The following is a 19792-nucleotide window of genomic DNA, read 5'->3' on the forward strand; positions in this document are numbered from 1 at the left end:
ACTTCATCGCTGCGTGCCGTATGTCCATGTACCCGCGCAGTGCCGGACGTTGACATGGTGCGTCCCCATTCAATCGATGAGAATCCGACGACGGCCAATACGTCACCTGAACCGCCTCCGCATCGCGCTAGTCGCCACGGGGATGAACGCCGTCCTTGCCTGCATGCCCGCCTACGCGCAAACGCCGCAGCTTCCCTCGCCATTGAGCACAAACCTGCCACACGATGTGTACCTGGAAGTGGAAGTCAACGGCCAGCGCACCTCCATGATCGCCCAGTTTCGTGAGTTGAACGGGCATCTTGCCGCGAAGGGCAAGGACCTGGACAACATCGGGCTGGCACTCGACCGGCTCGGTATTGCGGACACGGCCGAAGTGCAACTGGATTCCATTGCCGGACTTCGCTATACCTACGACGCTGCGCGCCAGACGGTGTCCCTGGAAATTCCGGACAAGCTTCGCAAGCCTTATACCTTCAATACCCGCACACAGGCCAGGACGCCTCCGGCGACTTCGTCTCGCGGGCTGCTGATCAACTACGACGCGTATGCGCAAAGCAGCACGGACGCGCAGCTCGCGATCTGGAGCGAGGAGCGGTACTTCGATCCCACCGGTGTATTCAGCAATACCGGCATCATGTACCTGTATCGCAACGATCGCCGCTATACGCGTTACGACACATCGTGGAGCATGTCCGACCCGGTCGCGTTGGATACAAAGCAGTTCGGCGACACCATCTCGTCGTCGCTCGCGTGGTCGCGCTCGGTGCGCATCGGCGGATTCCAGTGGCGCAGCAATTTCGCGTTGCGCCCGGACCTGGTGACGTTTCCCGTGCCCGCGTTTGCAGGGTCCGCGGTGGTGCCGTCGTCGGTGGATCTTTATATCAACAGCGTCCGGCAGTACAGCGGCAACGTGCCCAGCGGGCCGTTTATTGTCAACAACGTGCCGGGCATTACCGGAGGTGGCCAGGCCACCGTCATCACGCGCGACGCGCTCGGCCGCACGGTCGCAACGTCGCTGCCGCTGTATGTGGACACGCGCCTGCTTGCCACCGGACTTTCCAGCTATTCGTTCGAAGCGGGTTTCCTGCGCCGTTCATACGGCCTGGACTCGTTCGATTACGACCCGCGCCCGGCAGTCAGCGGCTCGGCGCGATACGGCGTCAATGACCTGCTGACGGTCGAGGCGCATACGGAGGCCACCAGCGGGGTCTATAACGCCGGTGGCGGGGCGCTGGTGCGGCTTGGCATGGCCGGCGTCGTGAATGGGTCACTGTCGGCCAGCGCGGGGCGTCTGGCCGGTACGCAGGCAAGCCTTGGCTATGAACTGGTCGAGCCGCATTTTTCCATCGATGCACAGACTATTCGCGCGTTCGGCAACTACGGAGATCTTGCGGCGCGGGACGGTACGCCTGTCCCTACCGCTACGGACCGCGTGACGCTGGCGTTGCCGCTCTTTGCCAGCCAGACCTTCTCGGTGAGCTATATCGGCTTCAAGTTTCCGCAGGCGCAACCTTCAAAAATAGGTTCGGTATCCTACACGGTGAATTTCGGTAACCTGGCGTCGCTCAATCTCAGCGCCTACCAGGACTTCAAGCAGCACGATTCGCGCGGCGTATTCCTGAGCGTGAGTTTCGGCCTGGGCAAGAACACGTCCGTCAACGCCAACGTCGGCAGGCAGAACGGGGAGTCAAACTACAACGTCAACGCCACGCGCCCCCCCGACTATGACGGTGGCTGGGGTTGGGGCGTGCAGGCCGGCAACGCGGGCGCCGCGCCTTATCGTCAGGCTCAGGTGCAGTATCTCGGCAAGGGCGGCGAGGTGACGGTAGTCGGGCAGGATATCAACGGGCAGGGCACCGCGTCGCTCGATGTCACCGGCACCGTGGTGCTGATGGACGGCACCGTGCAGCCGTCGCGGCGCATCTACGACGGCTTCGCGCTGGTGTCGACCGATGGCGTGGCGGGGATCCCCGTGCTGCACGAGAACCGCGTGATCGGCGTGACCGATCGAGGCGGCCATTTTCTCGTGCCCGATCTCAACTCGTATCAGGACAACCAGGTGGGTATCGACGGCATGAGGCTGCCCGCCGATGCACGCATCGACACGACTTCGATGAACCTCGTGCCGCAGGCGCAGTCGGGCGTGCTGGCGCGCTTCGGGGTGACGCGTTATAGCGCCGCCTCGGTGATCCTGCAGGGACCCGACGGCAAGTTACTGCCGCCGGGGGCGGCCGTTCATCACGAGGAAAGCGGCAAGGATACGATCGTCGGCTACGAGGGGCTGACCTTCGTCGAGGGCCTTCAGCCCGACAACCATTTAGTTATCGAAAGTGGTTCGCTGCATTGCGCGGTGGAGTTCGCCTACGACCGTCCCGGCGACGGTTCGCTGCCCACCATTGGACCGTTGACCTGCGGTTCAACTGCCGGGAACGCGCGATGAGACGGATCATGTTTCTCGTGTTCGTCGTGGCATTGGCGCTGGGTGTGCCGGAGCGCGCGAGCGCGCAGAGCTGCGCGGCGGTTGCGACGGCGATCAATTTCGGCTCGGTGAGTCCGATCAGCGGCGCCGCTGTCGCCACGACCGGCAGCGTTAGCGTGACGTGCACGTGGCCTGCCGTCACGCTGGTGCCGAACGCCCAGGTGTGCCTGAACCTGGGCGGTACCAGTCCGCGCTCGATGACCAACGGCACCAACCAGTTGCAGTACGACCTGTATCAGGACGCCGGGCACTCGCTCGCATGGGGATCGATCTATTCCGGCACCACGCCGATATCGCTTACGCTGGTCAAACCCTTGGTTGGCACGAGCACGACCCAGGCCGTGACCATCTATGGACAGGTCAGCGCGAACCAGCCGACCGTGCCGACCATTGGTAACGCCAGTACGGTATACACCCAGGGGTTTGGCGGCACGCAGACATCAATCAATGCGGGCTTTTATCTGCTGGGGGCACCGACCTGCGCGTCGCTGACCGCTTCCGGAGGTACCTTCGTCTTCAGCACTTCAGCAACAGTAGTGAACAACTGCAACATCAGTGCGACGAACCTCAATTTCGGGGCGGCCGGCCTCCTGAGCAGCGCGTTGAAAGCTACCGCGTCCATCACGGCGCAATGCACCAGCGGTGACGCGTACCGGATTGCGTTGAACGGCGGCACGACCGCCAATGTGGCGGCGCGGCAGATGGCGCGCACGGGAGGGGGTGGCGCGGTGAACTACCAACTCTACGTCGATGCGGGCCTGACTACCACCTGGGGCGACGGCACCGCGGGCACGACGCAGGCGACCGGCACGGGCGCCGGCAATTCACAAATACTGACCGTCTACGGTGTAGTGCCCGCGCAAACGACGCCTGCGCCGGGCGTATATACGGACACGATTACCGCCACGATCAGCTTTTGAAACTGCACTGCGGCGAGTGCCCTGGGAGCGCGCTAACGGGTACTTAGAAGCCCACCATCCACACCGTGGACTGCCTGGTGTCGCGACTGGCGTACTGCACCGTTGAGACGGGCAGGGCGGGATCCAGAGCCACGAGCGCAATGTCGTAAGGCTGGCCATGCAGGCACGATACGTTCGGTTTCGCGACGACCGCAGGCTCGGCGGCCGACTGGATCACGCAGCTTTCCTGCACCACCAGGCTGACCGATAGCGTGGCCAGTTCCGTCGGCGATACGTCCGATGCAAACACACCTAGCGTCATTGCCGCGAGTGTGAGCGTTTTGTTTTTCCGCAGCATATGAAATGGAATAGTGGTGCCGTTGGTGCGCACGTGCCCGGTTTGCAGCACGCCGAAAGCGGTCCGACGTCACCGTCGAAGCCGCTTTCTGTGGTATCGGCACATGGATGCGAGACTTTAGGGACATTGCGCAGAATAGGCCTTCCTGGAGGCTATGGCGACGGTTCGACCCGTTCGTTTCGGGCCTTTGAACCCGACGCCTCCTCGCTTCCGGATCTGCAACATGCTGAGGGGCCGATCGGTGTGCAGCGGGTGCATTTGCGCAGGGCATCGGACGACAGCAACCCCGGCTGCCTGACAGTACCCGGACTCAACCGGCCAGGTTCAACTAGACAGCAGCGGGTCTATCCAACACAGGCGGTGGTTCGTCCGCGTGTCCTTGCAGGGTGCGCAACCAGTCGGCAATCGCCTTGCTCGTCCAGACCGGATCGTCGTGGGGCAGATCATGGCCGGCCCAGGCATGCACCGCATGGGCAGTACCCCAACGCGCCGCTATACGCGTGGAGCAGACCGGATTGACCAGCCGGTCCGCCTTCGATGAAAGCAGCAGCGTAGGGCAAGCGGGAGCGTGACTGCCGGCGCGAAAGCGCGCCGCCGCCCAGAGTTGACGCAGACCGTTCGCCGCACTCACAGGGGCGCTCTTCCTGATGGCCGCCCATGCGGCGATGTCGGCGGCCTGGGTGTCGAGCCGGTTGCACGTCAGGTCGTGGATGATCGTTTCGCACTTCATGGGATCCACCCATGAAGCGGCAGCACGCATCAGCGTGGGCCAAACCCCGGGCCGAAGGCGCTCGCTCATGGCGCTAAATGGCCGCATGCTGGTGTTGATCAGCACCAGCCGCCCGATCTCTTCCGGATAGCGTTGTGCCCAGCCGGTCGCGACCATGCCGCCCAGCGACATGGCAACCAGCCGATACGGCGGCAACAGCCCGGCCTCGGCCGCCCGCGAGCGGACGAATTTCACCATGTCGGCTACATCGGGTGGAGCGCTCAGCGCATTCTCACGGCCGTTCCCGGGCAGATCGATGAGCGCAATGCTGCTTGCGTCGCCGTTGAGATCGGCCTCAATGCGCAGTTGCTCCGGAAACGATCCCCAGTGACGACCCTCGCGCGTGAGTCCGCGCAACAAGATCCACGTGCTCATCGTGAAGATTTTCGCTGCCAGTGTTCCATGGCGCGCTCGAGGATCTGCTTTCTCACATCGCCCTTGGGGAGCCATCTATTCGATGCAAACGCCGCGCGGGTCAGGAAGTCCAGGAAGTTGGCGTGACGGCGTAAAACCCGTTCAACCCGGTGCGCCTTGATCGGGTTGAACATGCCGAGGCGGGAAAAGATCTGGCTGGGGTTTTTCCTGATCCAGCGCCATGAGCCCAGTTCCAGGGTCATTGGCAGGAACACGTTCGGCGCGGGCGTCTGGTCATACGCGCAGTCCCACAGGTCGCCGTGAAGCAGGTATTGATGGCTTTGCGGTTCGAACGCGTAACCATGGTGCGGATACGCTTGCTCGAACATGGTCTTGAGCTGGTACATCTCGGGGAGATGCGGCATTTGCTGCTTGGTTCGCGCGTAGGGGAACCAGATGCTGTCGCCCCAGCCGTAACCTGAATGACAGTCGAGTGCAAGGCTCAGCGGGCGTGTCATCAGTTCTTGCTTCACCACATCGAGCAAGGCGGCGCTTTCGAGTTCCAGGGAGCCCTGGGCCGGACCGCGATACCACGGCAGCCACGCACCAATACGCTGGCCGCCGGCAAGGAAGGGGACACGTCCTTCAGCGCTTTGCGGGGCATTGCGCATCAGGTCGACGCCGTTCGGATTCGAGCGGGTTTGCGCCCACATGCCGCCAGGATTCACGATGGGCATGAAAACGAGCCGTACCGAGCGCAATTGTTCGTGCAGCAGTTCGTCCCATTCGAGACGCCGCAGCAGCGCGCGCATGTAGTCGAGGATCAGTTGCGTACCAATGCGCTCCAGGCCGTGCACGCCGCCAAAAAAGCCAATGGCAGGTGCTTCGGGATCGTTCGAGCCGATCGCCGCGGTAATGATTGGGAAAGAATGTGTGCCGGCGCGTACTTCGCCCACTGTGCGCGATTCGAAGCGCGCGCCGCCGGCCGCCAGGATGGCATTGAGGTCATCGAACTCCGCAAAGCTTGCAGAGGGTATGTCTAATGGTCTCATGCCCACGGCCTGTTTCTCGATGTGTCCTGGGGAGGCCGGAAACAAAGCTGGCCGCCTCAGGACGCTTGGCTATGCTCAGGACTTGCCTGGCCTTCCTGTTTTAACTGTCTCGACAGCGGCGACCGCCGCAGTGAGTTGCTCGATGTTGGCGCGCTCAAGTATGAGCAAACCAGCCCGCAAGAGCTCGCCTTTTTTGACGTGCACGCCGTTGGCGAGGCATTTTTGCTTCAACAGGCCGATTTTCTCGTAATCGGACTTGGGCATCGTAAAGCTGTCACGAACCACCTTCTCTTTTTTCGGCCGTTTGACTTTCTCTTCAGCACCGGCGGACTTGACGGGCGCGGCTTTAGCCTTTGATTTGGCGGACGCTTGCGCTGCCTTGACCTGGGGTTCCTTTGACGCCTCGACCGCTGGTTTGGCGGTTGCTTTGCGTTTGCTTACTGCCGGCTCGGCAGCAGCCGTTTCCGCAGTCTTGGGGAAATGAAAAGCCTTCTTGCTAGGGGCCTTCGTAGCGGGTCCGGGCATGGAGTCTCCAGTTGGGTAAAAGTATAAACAGTATATACTCTTTTTGAGATGGCTCGCGCGAGGGTTTTCGAGGAGTGATTCCATACCCGGTTCGGCGGGTTTTCCTGGTCTGCACCGGCTGGACCCCTCGGTTTACCGGTGCAGACAACCGCCCGTTTCAGCGTCAGCCCTGGCGGACGCCGATCACGAACAAGCGTGGAAACGGCAGCAGCACCGTCCCGTCCGGTAACGCCGGATAAGCCTGCGCGACTTCCGTCTTGTAACGCTCCAGAAACGCCAGCCGTTGATCTTCAGTAAGCGGTTCCAGAAACGGCCGCAGGCCACTTCCCTTGAACCACTCGACGACTGCTTGCGCACCACCCGCCAGCGCGTGATGGTAAGTAGTCCGCCAGACATCGGGTTGGGCGCCGCAAGAACGAAGCAGTTCGAAATACCACACCGGACTGGCCATTGGCGTCCGGGCTTTCGCGACCTCGGACAGCTTGCCGGCCCACGGGCCGTCGGCCGCAACCTCACGCATCAGCCGATGCGCCGGCTCCTCGAGATTATCCGGCATCTGAACCGCGAGGCTGCCGCCGGGCGAAAGCTTTGCGACGAGCGCGGGAAACAGGCTGGCGTGGTCGGGCAGCCACTGGAACACCGCGTTCGCGAGGATCACATCGAACGGGCCGGGGGCATTCCATGCGTTGATATCGGCGATCTCGAAGTGAACTTGCGGCAGCCGTTTGCGGGCGGCTTCGATCATGTCCGGTGAACTGTCGAATCCGCTTGCCGCAGCGTGGGAAAATCGCGCCATCAGCGCTTCGGTCGAATTACCGGGACCACATCCCATGTCCACGACGGTGCGTGCGTCGATATCCGGGACGGCCGCGAGCAGATCGCGAATGGGGCGGTTACGCTCGTTTTCAAAGGCTACATACTGCTTGGCAGACCAGCTCATTGTGTAATTCCTCAATAGATGAATGACGGCGCACTGCGGTTTTGACGGGTTCCATAGGCCGCCAACCGCAGGCGTGAATGTTCAGGTTTCTACGCGATTCGACTAAGGTACAGCATGTGTGCAACCGGTCGCAGGTTCTGGCCTGATAAACAGAACATGCGTGGCCGGCTAAAGACCATCGGCGGAAAGCGTAAGGATTGCGAGCCGTCGATGTCCTGTCGGGGCGGGTCATGCTCCACGCGCGGCGACTTACAAACGGAAAGAAAGCACTCCGTACTACGCTGCCGACTTGTGCAGCACGTTCAATGCGGATCCTGCGCGGAACCATTGCAACTGAGCGTCGCTGTACGAGTGCTTGAGCCACACGGTTTCGCTGCGGCCGCTCGCGTGATTGATACGGCATTCGACCGGCTCTTCCGGTGCCAGACGGTCAAGGCCACGCAGGTCGATCCGGTCGTCGGTCAGGATCCGGTCGTAGTCGTCCGGATCGACAAATGTCAGCGCAAGCAGACCTTGCTTCTTCAGGTTCGACTCATGAATGCGCGCGAAACTGCGGGCAATCACCGCCGCGCCGCCCAGAAGCCGTGGTGACAACGCGGCATGCTCGCGGCTGCTGCCTTCTCCGTAGTTCGAATCGCCGATGACCACCCAGGCCTGCCCTGCCGCCCGGTATTGACGGGCCGCTTGCGCAGGCGTGAGACCGCCTTCGCCCGTCAGCACGTTCGTTGTCTTGCCGATCTCGCCCGTATAAGCGTTGGTCGCGCCGTTGAGCAAATTGTCGCTGAATTTATCCAGATGCCCGCGAAAGCGCAGCCACGGCCCGGCCGGCGAAATGTGGTCGGTCGTGGTCTTGCCGCGGGTTTTCAGCACGACCGGCATGCCGGTGAAGTCATGTCCATCCCAAGCTGCCCACGGCTGCATCAACTGGATGCGCTCGCTGGACGGGCTGACGCTCAGCGTGATATCGCGGCCGTCCGCGGGCGGCGCGACATAGGTCGTGCGACCGGGCGCGAAGCGGGCCGACGGCACTTCGGGTGCAGGCTTCGGCGCCGTCAGCATGAAGGGCTTGCCGTCCGCGCCGGTGAGCGAGTCGGTGGCCGGATTGAACGACAGCCGGCCTGCCAGCGCGAGCGCGGTCACTATTTCCGGACTGGCGATCAGGTTCATGGTCGCGGGTGAGCCGTCGTTGCGGCGCGGAAAGTTACGGTTGTATGACGTGACGATGGCATTCGGTGCAGCCGTCGCACGCGGGTCGCGATGCCACTGTCCGATGCAGGGACCACAAGCGTTTGCGAGCACGGTGCCGCCGAGCGCTTCGAGTTCATCGAGCTGACCGTCGCGGGTGATGGTCGCGCGGACCTGCTCCGAACCCGGCGTGACGAGGAACGGGACGACGGCTTTCAGCCCATGGGCGCGAGCTTGTGCGGCGACATCGGCGGCGCGGCTCATGTCCTCGTAGGACGAGTTCGTGCAACTGCCGATCAGCGCGGCGGAGATCGCTTCGGGGATGGTGTTGTCCACGCCTTTGAGTTCTGCCGCGAGTTGCGAGAGCGGTCGTGCACGGTCCGGCGAATGCGGTCCGACAATATGCGGTTCCAGCGCGGACAGGTCGATGCGGATCACGCGGTCGTAGTAGCGTTCCGGGTTGGCTTCCACAGCTGCATCCGGTTCGAACAACGCAGACGTGTATTGCCGGATCAACGGCGCGAGGTCGCCTCGGCCGGTGGCGTCCAGGTACGTGAGCATGTGTTCATCGGCGGGAAACATGGATGTTGTCGCACCGAGTTCCGCGCCCATGTTGGTGATGGTCGCCTTGCCGGTTGCGCTGATGGTGCGTGCGCCCGGTCCGATGTATTCAACAATCGCGTTGGTTGCGCCGGACACGGTGAGCTGGCCCGCCACGTTGAGGATCACGTCCTTGGGTGCGGTCCAGCCGTTAAGCGCGCCGGTCAGGTACACGGCGATATGCTTCGGATAAAGCACTTCCCACGGCAAGCCGGCGATGGTCTCCACCGCATCGGCGCCGCCGACGCCCACCGCGCACGCACCCAGTCCGCCGGCGTTCGGCGTGTGCGAATCAGTGCCTATGATCAACGCACCCGGGAATGCATAGTTTTCCAGAACAACCTGGTGGATGATGCCGGCGCCGGGCTCCCAGAAGCCTGCGCCATATTTGGCTGCTGCGCTGCGCAGGAAGTCGTAGACCTCGCTGTTTTCCAGCACTGACACCCGCAGGTCCGACGCGCCGTCAACTCGTGCCTGGATCAGGTGATCGCAGTGGATGCTGGTCGGGACAGCCACGCGTTCGCGCAGCGTTTGCATGAACTGCAGCATGCCGGTCTGCCCGAGCACATCCTGGAACACGACACGGTCCGGGCGCAGTTTCAGGTAGCTGCTGCCGGGAATAAGTTCCTGATCGGCGGGGTTGTCGAGGTGGCCGAGCAGCACTTTGTCGGCGAGCGTGAGGGGTTTGTCGATCCGGCGGCGCACGATCTCGAGTTTGCGGGCCATCTCGGGATAGAGGCGGGCAGCCATTGCTAGGGGGGATTCGTCAAGAGCGGACATGGTGGTTTCCTCTGCGGGAAGGGGTGTGGGGTGCCGCCAGTTTGCGCATTGCCAACGTCTGCGTAAAATGAATTTATTATTCCGATTGGTTCATTTTTCTTATGAAAATCGACATCCTCGGCGTTCAGGCGTTTGTAGCCATCGCCGATAAAGGCAGCTTTCAGAATGCTGCCGACACATTGCATGTCACGCAGACGGCGATCACGCAGCGCTTGCGCAAGCTTGAAGATTTTCTTGGCGTGACGCTGGTCGAGCGCACCACGCGTTCTATTGCGCTCAGTCTGATCGGCCGGGATTTTCTGCCGCAAGCGCGGCGGTTGCTGGAGGAGTTGGGAGACGCGCTGCTCGAGATACGCGAGACGGGCAAGGCCGAGCGTGGCGATGTATCCATTGCATGCGTGCCCACGGTCGGGGTTCAGTATTTGCCGCGCATCATGCAGGAGTATTCGGCGCGGTATCCGAACAACCGGATCAAGATTCTGGACCATGCGTCGTCGGCGGTGGCCGATGCAGTGCTGCGCCGCGAAGCGGAGTTCGGTATCAACATTGCGGGTGCGCATCATCCCGAACTCATGACCATGCCGCTGCTTGAAGACCAGTATGTGCTGATCTGCCATGAGGATCATCCGCTTGCCAGGCGCAGGCGAGTGGCGTGGAAGCAGTTGCAGCCGTACCCGCTGATATTCGCGGGACAGGTCAGCGGTAATCGTGCGCTGCTTGATACGGCCCTGGGCACGAATGGGTTGGGATTGCAGTCGTTCTACGAGGTGCAGCGGAGTTCGACTGCGGTCGGGCTGGTGGCGGAGCGCATTGCCGCGGCGGTGGTGCCGCGGCTTGCCGTGCAGAAAGGTGCGTATCCGAATATCCGCACGATTGAACTGGTGGACCCGGTGGTGTCGCGGGCGCTGGTGCTGGTGGTTCGCAAGACCGCTCGGTTGTCGCCGGCCGCGCAAGCGCTTTATGACATGATTAAAGTGAGGGCGGTGGCGCCGAAGGGGTGATGCTCGCAAGGGGGGGACGCTCGCGCCGGTGGACGGGGTTGATGCGAGGTGTTTTCGGGGTTAGTGGTGGGGGTTAGTGCCGGGGTGCCAGGTTCTGGGGTTAGCGGTCGGAGTCAGTGCCGGGTTGCTGCTTTCGGCCTTAGCGGTCTGCCTGAGTCGGATTTTCTCTTTATCACTATTAGCCACTGTGCGTGGCAGCGCGTCATTTTTTTGTCCAAAGCGACAAAGAAACGAAGCAAAGAAAACGCTTTCAAACCACGCTACCCTAAGTGTCCACAGCGTGCGGTTCCAATTCATGGGTGCCCCAAAAGCACGGTGCTCGCCAGAGCGGAGGATGTGTGAACCCCTCCTTCTCCGAACACAGATACCCACACGCTTCGCCACCAGTGACTGAACCTGTCCAAGGGGCACCCCGCGCTATCCGCGGACAACCTTCCACCGAATTTGTACGTACGTCGAACCACATCGCCAACCCACGGAGAAACAAGGTCTCAAAAACGCGTGAGGCCGTGCTGACCGTGGGGTGCTGGTGCTTGCCCGAGAGCCCTGGTGGCGAAGCGTGTTCATGTCGGGATTCGCGAGAAAGAGGGGTTCAAACATCCATGGCTCTAGCGAGCACCGTGCTTTTGGGGCACCCATGAATTGGAACTGCACGCTGTGGACACTTAGGGTAGAGCGGTTAAAGCGTTTTCTTTGCTTCGTTTCTTTGTCGCTTTGGACAAAGAAATGACGGGCGCCACGCACAGTGGCTAATAGTGATAAAGAAATTAGCTCACTGATGCAGACCGCTAACGCCGAAAGCAGCAACCCGGCACTGACTCCGACCGCTACCCCTGGAACCTGACAACCCGGCACCAACCCCGACCCCTAACCCCAGAACCTAGCAACCCGGCACTGACCCTGACCACTAACCCCAGAACCACCCAGAACCCAAACCCCGTCCACCGGCGCGAGCACCCCCCCTCGATCAAGCCGCTTCCAGCTCCTGCTCGGCAGAAGCATGCAACAGCACCGGAATAGATTTCGACGTAGGCGTCCCCGCGCCATCGGCAACACTTGACAACGGCACAAGCGGATTCGTTTCCGGGTAATACGCGCCAAGACAACCACGCGGAATGTCATAAGCAACGAGCAGGAAACTGTCCGCACGCCGTTTGACGCCGTCGTCCCAAACGCTCGTGATATCCACGCGCTGACCCGCTTCGAAACCCAGCATCTCGATGTCCAACTGATTCGCGAACAGCACGCGCCGCTGGCCATACACACCACGATAGCGGTCATCGAGACCATAGATTGTCGTGTTGTACTGATCGTGTGAGCGGGTGGTCATGAGCGTCATCAACCGCTCGCCATGAATCGTCCGGGCACGATGAATCGGCGTATCGAACTGGATACCGTGCACGAGGAACTGCGCCTTGCCGCTAGGCGTAATCCACACACGATCGCGCGATGCCACGCCCAGATGAAATCCGCCCGGATGCTTGAGCCGCTCGTTGTAATTCTCGAACCCGGGGATCACTTTCTCGATGCCGTCGCGGATCAGCGCATAGTCGTTCGCGTGCGCAAGCCAGTCCACCTTCGCGCTGCCCAGCGTGGCCAGCGCCATCCGCGCAACGATCGCAATCTCCGACAACAGGTTCGCCGAAGCAGGGCGGTTCATGCCATACGAAATGTGCACCATGCTCATGGAGTCTTCCACGCTCACGCCTTGCGCCACACCGTTCTGCAGGTCAATTTCAGTGCGCCCGAGCGTGGGCAAAATCAGCGCGTCGCGGCCATGAATGAGGTGGCTGCGATTAAGCTTGGTCGTGATATGCACGGTCAGGTCGCATGAGCGCATTGCTTCCCATACACGCGGCGTATCAGGTGTCGCGATCGAAAAATTGCCACCCAGCCCAATAAACACTTTCAGCTTGCCGGCGAGCATCGCTTCAATCGAACCCACGACGTCGTAGCCATGTTCGCGCGGCGGCTCGAAGCCGTACGCGGCACCGAGGCGGTCGAGGAACGATTGCGTCGGCTGCTCTTCAATACCGACCGTGCGGTCTCCCTGCACATTCGAATGCCCGCGCACCGGGCACAGCCCCGCACCCAGCCGGCCGATGTTCCCGCGCATCATCATCAGGTTCGATAGCAACTGCACCGTCGGCACGGAGTTCTTGTGCTGCGTGAGACCCATTCCCCATGTCGAGATCACGGCGCGGCCGCGCACGTAGATATTGGCGAGTTGCAACACGTCCTCCATCGGTACACCCGATTCCGCGACGATCGCATCCCAGCTCTCGGCGCGCAGGTCCTCGGCGAAGGCGTCGAAACCAACCGTATGCTCCGCGATGAACTCAATATCGAGCACGCGCGGCATACCTTGCGCGAGAGCCGCATCGTCGAGTTCGATCACGCGTTTCGCCACGCCCTTGATCAACGCAAAATCCCCGCCAATCTTCGGGCGGATGAACACTGAACTGATTTTCGTGCTGCCGCCGGTGAGCATCTCGACCGGATGCTGCGGGCTCGCGAAGCGCTCGAGGCCGCGTTCACGCAACGGGTTGATCGAGACGATCGTGGCCCCGCGCTTCGCGCACTCGCGCAGTTCTCCGAGCATGCGCGGATGGTTCGTCGCCGGATTCTGGCCGAAGAGCAGCAGGGTATCCGCGTGTTCGAAATCCTCGAGCGTCACGGTTCCCTTGCCCACGCCCACGGTTCCAGGTAACCCCCGGCTGGTCGCTTCGTGGCACATGTTCGAGCAGTCGGGAAAGTTGTTGGTGCCGTACATGCGCACGAACAACTGGTACAGGAATGCGGCTTCGTTGCTCGCGCGGCCCGACGTATAAAACGCGGCGCGGTCGGGATCATCGAGGCGATTCAGGTGGTCCGCGATCAGCGCAAACGCGTCGTCCCAGGTAATGGGCACGTAACGATCACGTTCTGCGTTGTAGACAAGCGGATCGGTCAGGCGGCCATGCTGTTCAAGCTCGAAATCCGACTGCGCCATCAACTGTTCGACGGTATGTTCCTCGAAGAATGCAGGCGTGACGCGCTTGCTGGTGGCCTCGGCCGCGACAGCCTTCACACCGTTTTCGCAGAATTCGAACGTGGATGCATGTTCGCGATCCGGCCACGCGCAGCCGGGGCAATCGAAGCCGTCCGGCTGGTTCTGGCCGAGCAGCGTGCGGTAATTCCCGCCCGACACCTTTTCCTTGAGGAGATTGATGGCGACATATTTGAGCGCGCCCCAGCCGGCTGCGGGGTGTGTGTACGGTTCAATGCGAGGTTCGTTTTTTTTCACAATGCCTGCCACGGATTCATGAGGGTTTTCACCAATGACCCAAGGCTACTGTGTTCCGAAAATGACGCGGTATACAGAAAAATAGATAGACGAGGAGTACAGTTGACGACTTGCCGGGCCGGCTGGCCGTCCGGCCCACTCCCTTTGCTTATTCACCCAACGCTTATTCTCCCAACGTGACGCTCTACGAAAAACTGGCGGCCGAGATCGAAGAAGCCGTACGGCGCGGGGTATTCGCCGTGGGCGAGCGGGTGCCTTCGGTGCGTCAGGCAAGCGCCCAGCATGGCGTCAGCATCAAGACGGTCCTGCACGCGTACGCGCGGCTGGAAAGCCGCGGCGTGCTGGAAACCCGGCCGCAATCGGGTTATTTCGTGCGCGAACTGCCTGCGGCCCAAGCGGTGAATCCAGTTGCCTCGCAGCCGCCGGTCGCATCGAAAGTCGATGTCAGCCGCCTCGTGCTGTCCACGCTCCGCTCCATCCGCTCGCAGGACGCCACGCCGCTGGGGTCGCCTTATCCGGACCCGTCGCTGTTTCCGTGGCGCCGCATCAACCAGTTGGCGAACGCCATTGCGCGGCGGCATTCAAGCTGGAACCTGATGGACGACCTGCCGCCGGGCAACCCTGAACTCATCCGCCAGATCGCGCGGCGTTACGCGGAGAACGGCGTGCCCGTCGACCCTGACGAGATCGTCATCACCGTCGGCGCCACGGAGGCGATCAACCTGAGCTTGCAGGCCGTGGCGAAACCGGGAGACACCGTCGCGGTCGAATCACCGACCTATTACGCAATGCTCCACGCAATCGAGCGCCTCGGCATGCGGGCGATCGAAGTGCCGACACATCCGGCTGAAGGCATCGACATCGACGCGCTCGCGCTCATCATTCGCGAACACCGGATTGCGGCATGCATGGTCATGCCGAACTTCCAGAATCCCCTGGGTTTCGTGATGTCCGATGCAAACAAGGAGCGGCTTGTCGGCCTGCTCGCCGCGCATGAAATCCCGGTGATCGAAAACGATGTGTACCAGGAGTTGTACTACGGCGAGGCCCGGCCGTCGGCGCTGAAGAACTTCGATAAAAAGGGCTTGGTGCTGCACTGCGCGTCGTTTTCGAAGAGCCTGACCGCGTCCTACCGGATAGGCTGGGCGATGCCCGGACGCTACCGCCGCGAGGTGGAAAAGCTCAAGTTCCTGAATACGCTGACCACCCCGTCGGTGCCGCAGGTCGCGGTGGCCGACTATCTTCGCCAGGGCGGTTACGACCGTCATCTGCGGCATGTGCGCAAGGTTTACCGGCAGCAGGCGCGGCTCATGATTGCCATGGTCACGCGCTTTTTCCCCGCCGGCACGCACACGTCCGCGCCCATGGGCGGTTATGTGATATGGGTTCAGTTGCCGGGTAATGTCGACTCGATGCAGCTCTATGAGACCGCGCTGGCGCTCGGGATCACGATCGGGCCGGGCACGATGTTTTCATCGCGCGACGCCTTCCGTCATTTCATCCGGCTCAACTACAGTTATCCCTGGAGCGCACAGACGGAAAGCGCGTTGAAGACGCTGGGCGAACTTGTCGCCGGCATGGCGCGCGGGAAAAGTCGAGGCTAGAGACGGAGACCAAAAACATGAACGAGAGCACGGAAGATGAGATTGACCCGGCACTGATCGCGATCCTCGCGCAGTTATGGCGGGCGGCTCAGGAGACATCCGGGCGGGCGTGGTCGCTCGCGAAGTTATCGAAGCAATCGGGCGTGCCCATGAGCAGTCTGATTCGCCACCTGACCGCGCTGTCCGACGCGGCGTTGCTGACTCCGTCCAGTCCGGATGACACGGACAAGACCGGCGAAAATGCCACGACCTCACCCACGGCCGCGCTAAACGAAGCGGGCCGCGAGCTGTGTGCGCAGTTATTCGCCCAAGCACCCCCGGAGAGTGGCAAATCGTGAACGAACGTGCACTTACACGAGCGCTATTGGTTGCCAATTGGAGATCAGTCGCAACATCACGCCAGCTATTGTGTTCTCGACGGTGGAAATGAGATGCCTTTGTAAGGAATATCGAATTATTTTGTGTTTCATTCGATTAAGTAAAAAATCCTCAGAAAGAGCGATTCCTGGGCACAAACTGTCCATTTATTGCCGATTGTGCGTACCGAAAACGCTATTTTTACCGAAGACTCAAGTATTGGCAGATGCCTCATGCCACTCTTATCAAAAATTACTGATTAAATTCAACAGGTTACAAAGAGGGTCATATTCTTCATACGTTTTGAGTCAACCACAAAATTGAAAGGTTGTTTCAGGAAGTCGCGAATGCTCCGTAATCGTGTTCATCGTTGATCACACTGGAGCGTTAGATGAATCTGAGTAACTTCAAGATAGGCACCCGGCTCGGCGCGGGTTTCGCAGCGATTCTGCTGCTGTTATGCGCGGTGGGCGGGCTGACGCTCTGGCAGGCGTCGCACATCTACGCCGGTACGCTGGAACTGGGCAACGACTGGCTGCCCAGTGTCCAGGCTGCCGGCAGAATGCAGGCCTATGCCAACAACGCGCGCCGCACATCACTGCGCTCGATCCTTGCTGCCGACCCGAAGGAAAAGCAGGAGCAGCGCGCCGAGCATGACGCTTCGGTGGCCAAGCTTCAGGAAGTCTTCACGAAATACGAGAAGCTCGTGTCGTCGCCTGAAGAGCAGCAGCTCTTCGACAACATCAAGGGCGCGTGGGCGCGTTATGCGGTTCTCGACGCAAAACTGCTCGACCTGGCCGACAAGGGCGACGCCGGTTTCAACGACGCCCGTGCACTCTCGAGCGGCGAGGCCGGCACCGCGTTCACGGACATGCTCAAGCTGATCGAAGCGGATGTTGAACTCAACCGCGCCGGCGCTGAAAAGGAGGTCGGGCGCGCAGCATCGACTTATGACAACGCCGTGGTGAGCACGGGCCTGCTGATCGCTGTCGCGGTGTTCGCGGGCATTGCGATCGGCTGGCTGATCACACGCTCCATTACTGCTCCGATCGGACGCGCGGTCGTGATTGCCGAGACCGTCGCCCGGGGTGACCTGACCGCGCAGATCGAGGTGACGGGCAAGGACGAAGCCAGCCAGTTGCTGGCCGCCATGCGCCACATGAACGAACGCCTGGTCGACGTAGTGGGCCGCGTGCGCAACAGCAGCGACAGCATTGCCACGGGCTCGGCACAGATCGCAGCCGGCAATACGGATCTCAGCCAGCGCACGGAAGAGCAGGCGGCTTCGCTGGAAGAAACCGCCGCAAGCATGGAACAACTCACCGCGACCGTGAAGCAGAACGCCGAGAATGCGCTGCAAGGCAATTCGCTGGCTGCCAGCGCGTCGGAGACGGCGGTACGCGGTGGTGATGTCGTCAATCGCGTAGTCCAGACGATGAGCGAAATTTCCAGCAGCTCGGAACAGGTGGCCCAGATCATCACGGTGATCGAAGGCATCGCGTTCCAGACGAACATCCTTGCGCTGAACGCGGCGGTTGAAGCGGCACGGGCGGGTGAGCAGGGCCGCGGGTTCGCGGTGGTGGCGGGCGAAGTGCGCACGCTGGCTCAGCGCAGCGCGTCGGCGGCCAAGGAGATCAAGGACTTGATCAGCGCTTCAGTGCAGCGCGTGAATGCCGGCTCGGAGCTGGTTGACGAAGCAGGACGCACCATGGGCGAGGTGGTTCAGTCGGTCAAGCGCGTGACGGACCTGATGGGCGAAATCAGCGCGGCATCGGGCGAACAGCACACCGGTATCGAACAGGTCAATCAGGCGGTCATGCAGATGGACGAGGTGACGCAACAGAACGCGGCGCTGGTTGAAGAAGCGTCTGCCGCCGCGCAGTCGATGGCGGCTCAGTCGGGCACGCTGCGCGAGCTGGTGTCGGTTTTCCGGATCAGTGCTTCCGATCCCGTTGCACAGACCTTCACGCCGGCGAAAACAACCCCGGCGGTCAGCCGTCCGGGAAGCCGCAGCAAGCCCGCCAAACGGGCGGCGGCTGCGCCCCGGATCGCGCCGGTGGTGGGCAAGGATCCGGAATGGCAGACGTTCTGATCGTTTGAAATTTGAAGCTTGAAAAAAGCCGGCTGCAACGGACTGTGTCGAGTCCCTTGCAGCCGGCTTGATGCATTTGGGCCAGGATCAATAGCTGGCTCGGCAGCTAGCTTAATAAGCGCCCATGTAGTCGCGCTTGCCGATCTCGATGCCGTTGTGGCGCAGGATTGCGTACGCGGTTGTCACATGGAAGAAGAACTGCGGCAGGCCGTAGTGCTGCAAGTAGGCGCTGCCGGCAAGCTTCTTCTCTTTCGGCGTGCCCGGGCGCAGCACGATTTCCTTGTTTTCGCTGCCTTCGAATTGCGCGGCTTCGAACGTGCCGATGTAAGCCAATGCCTTGGCCACCAGCGCTTGCAGATCGGCAAACGTGACTTCGGTATCGGGCCATGACGGCACTTCCACGCCGGCCAGGCGCGAGGTCACGCCTTTGCTGAAGTCAGCGGCGATCTGTACCTGACGGACCAGCGGGAACATGTCCGGGAACAAACGTGCTTGCAGCAGCGCGTTCGGGTCGATGTTCTTCTCGGCGGCGTGCGTTTCCGCTTTCTTGAGCACATCGGACAAGGCGGTCAGCATTTGCTTGAAAACCGGGACGGACGTGCTGTACATGGAGATGGTCATGGTCACTCTTTCATTCAGTCAGTGGGGGTGCCGGCGCGAACAAACAAAATACCGCGCCGGTTTGTTTTATCTTTGGACATACCTGGGGCGGGTGATTGAGCCCGCTTCTGAGCAAACCCTGAGGCAGTTGTGGCGTTTCACCCAGCCCGGTGCCGCGCAAGATTATAAGCGCGCTGCGGAAAATGCCTGGCGCGCAGGACTTCATCTTGTGTGGATGAAGCCGGAAGCCGGGATCGCCCCTACCGTCGATAAGCCATGTGCACCCGGACAACGTTCGCACGTATGTCTGGTGTAATCTGCTTGTCGCGCAGAAAACCCGCCTTGAACGGAACGGGCTGACTACGCCGTTTGCCGAACGCGGACCCGCGGCCGTGCCGCCGGATCCGGTCGTACCCGGCAGCGATTTTTACTTCTTCAGGAGGAGACGCATGACTGTCCGCTGGAATCTGGTGGGGATCATCTTGTCGCTGTCGGTAGCGAGCAGCGCCGCTTATGCGCAGAAGCTCGATTGCAAGAACGCTTCCGATCAGTCGACGCTCAACCAATGCGCCGACAAGGACTTCAAGGCATCCGATGCGAAGCTGAACGAGGTCTACCGTGCGCTGTCGGCGAAAACCAGCCAGAAAGGGAAGACGAACCTGCAAAACGCGCAGCGCGCGTGGCTCGCTTACCGCGACGCGCAGTGCCGGTTCGAGACCATGAGCACGATTGACGGCAGCATTCATTCCATGGTCTATGCGTCGTGCATGGACAAACTTACGCAGGCGCAAACGAAGCTGCTCGGAGCGCAATTGCACTGCGAGGAAGGCGACTTGTCATGCGGCGGTCAATGACGCCGCAAGCAAAAATAGGGCAGCACCGCGTCGTCAGGAGGCGCGTGCTGAATGATT

The 19792-nt window shown here is 61.4% G+C and carries 16 protein-coding genes; 8 read left to right on the plus strand and 8 right to left on the minus strand.

The features are described 5' to 3' along the window. Positions 1-142: 142 nt before the first annotated feature. Both ABH944_RS30990 and ABH944_RS30995 read left to right on the plus strand, forming a co-directional pair. Positions 143-2440 (plus strand): fimbria/pilus outer membrane usher protein, encoded by a 2298-nt coding sequence (locus tag ABH944_RS30990; protein ID WP_404611186.1) that lies wholly within the window; start codon positions 143-145, stop codon positions 2438-2440. Beyond that, positions 2437-3399: a Csu type fimbrial protein gene (locus ABH944_RS30995; protein ID WP_404611185.1), complete on the plus strand. Its 963-nt coding sequence runs from the start codon at positions 2437-2439 to the stop codon at positions 3397-3399. The genes ABH944_RS30990 and ABH944_RS30995 overlap by 4 nt, the downstream gene beginning before the upstream one ends. Before the next feature lie 43 nt (positions 3400-3442). Here the strand turns inward: ABH944_RS30995 and ABH944_RS31000 are convergent, their stop codons facing one another. The 6 genes from ABH944_RS31000 to ABH944_RS31025 form a co-directional block, all read right to left on the minus strand. After that, complete coding sequence (locus tag ABH944_RS31000; protein WP_404659599.1) at positions 3443-3787, minus strand: hypothetical protein; 345 nt, start codon at positions 3785-3787, stop codon at positions 3443-3445. A gap of 277 nt (positions 3788-4064) precedes the next feature. Then, entirely contained in the window at positions 4065-4880 is an 816-nt protein-coding gene (locus tag ABH944_RS31005; protein ID WP_404611183.1) for an alpha/beta fold hydrolase, read from the minus strand. Further along, positions 4877-5911 (minus strand): M14 family zinc carboxypeptidase, encoded by a 1035-nt coding sequence (locus tag ABH944_RS31010; protein ID WP_404611182.1) that lies wholly within the window; start codon positions 5909-5911, stop codon positions 4877-4879. The genes ABH944_RS31005 and ABH944_RS31010 overlap by 4 nt, the downstream gene beginning before the upstream one ends. Positions 5912-5986: 75 nt before the next feature. After that, a complete protein-coding gene (locus tag ABH944_RS31015) occupies positions 5987-6436 on the minus strand; it encodes a hypothetical protein (RefSeq protein WP_404611181.1) in 450 nt (149 codons plus the stop codon). Between the two features lie 163 nt (positions 6437-6599). Beyond that, positions 6600-7376 (minus strand): trans-aconitate 2-methyltransferase, encoded by a 777-nt coding sequence (gene tam, locus ABH944_RS31020; RefSeq protein ID WP_404611180.1) that lies wholly within the window; start codon positions 7374-7376, stop codon positions 6600-6602. Between the two features lie 276 nt (positions 7377-7652). Then, entirely contained in the window at positions 7653-9941 is a 2289-nt protein-coding gene (locus ABH944_RS31025; RefSeq protein ID WP_404611179.1) for an aconitate hydratase, read from the minus strand. 101 nt (positions 9942-10042) lie between these two features. On the opposite strand from ABH944_RS31025, the gene ABH944_RS31030 reads away from it, so the two are divergent. Continuing rightward, positions 10043-10942, plus strand: a complete 900-nt coding sequence (locus ABH944_RS31030) for a LysR family transcriptional regulator (RefSeq protein WP_404611178.1) — start codon at positions 10043-10045, stop codon at positions 10940-10942. 967 nt (positions 10943-11909) lie between these two features. Here ABH944_RS31030 and ABH944_RS31035 read toward each other — a convergent pair. Further along, complete coding sequence (locus ABH944_RS31035; protein WP_404611177.1) at positions 11910-14228, minus strand: FdhF/YdeP family oxidoreductase; 2319 nt, start codon at positions 14226-14228, stop codon at positions 11910-11912. 176 nt (positions 14229-14404) lie between these two features. Here ABH944_RS31035 and ABH944_RS31040 point away from each other — a divergent pair, with 176 nt between their 5' ends. The 3 genes from ABH944_RS31040 to ABH944_RS31050 all read left to right on the plus strand — a co-directional run bounded on the left by ABH944_RS31040 (position 14405) and on the right by ABH944_RS31050 (position 18281). Beyond that, positions 14405-15832, plus strand: a complete 1428-nt coding sequence (locus tag ABH944_RS31040) for an aminotransferase-like domain-containing protein (RefSeq protein WP_404611176.1) — start codon at positions 14405-14407, stop codon at positions 15830-15832. A 17-nt stretch (positions 15833-15849) separates the two neighbouring features. Next, a complete protein-coding gene (locus ABH944_RS31045) occupies positions 15850-16170 on the plus strand; it encodes an ArsR family transcriptional regulator (protein WP_404611175.1) in 321 nt (106 codons plus the stop codon). Positions 16171-16580: 410 nt separating this feature from the next. Then, positions 16581-18281 (plus strand): methyl-accepting chemotaxis protein, encoded by a 1701-nt coding sequence (locus ABH944_RS31050; protein ID WP_404611174.1) that lies wholly within the window; start codon positions 16581-16583, stop codon positions 18279-18281. A gap of 111 nt (positions 18282-18392) precedes the next feature. Here ABH944_RS31050 and ABH944_RS31055 read toward each other — a convergent pair whose 3' ends face one another. Continuing rightward, the gene (locus ABH944_RS31055; RefSeq protein WP_404611173.1) at positions 18393-18902 is read right to left on the minus strand and encodes a DUF1993 domain-containing protein; all 510 of its coding nucleotides are present in this window, start codon (positions 18900-18902) and stop codon (positions 18393-18395) included. On the opposite strand from ABH944_RS31055, the gene ABH944_RS31060 reads away from it, so the two are divergent. Further along, a complete protein-coding gene (locus ABH944_RS31060; protein ID WP_404611172.1) occupies positions 18901-19197 on the plus strand; it encodes a hypothetical protein in 297 nt (98 codons plus the stop codon). The two genes, ABH944_RS31055 and ABH944_RS31060, sit on opposite strands and share 2 nt — an antisense overlap. Positions 19198-19330: 133 nt before the next feature. Next, positions 19331-19735, plus strand: a complete 405-nt coding sequence (locus ABH944_RS31065; protein ID WP_404611171.1) for a lysozyme inhibitor LprI family protein — start codon at positions 19331-19333, stop codon at positions 19733-19735. The last annotated feature ends 57 nt before the right edge of the window (positions 19736-19792 follow it).

This window comes from Caballeronia udeis, from assembly GCF_044909315.1.
In the GTDB taxonomy this organism is placed as follows: domain Bacteria; phylum Pseudomonadota; class Gammaproteobacteria; order Burkholderiales; family Burkholderiaceae; genus Caballeronia; species Caballeronia udeis_A.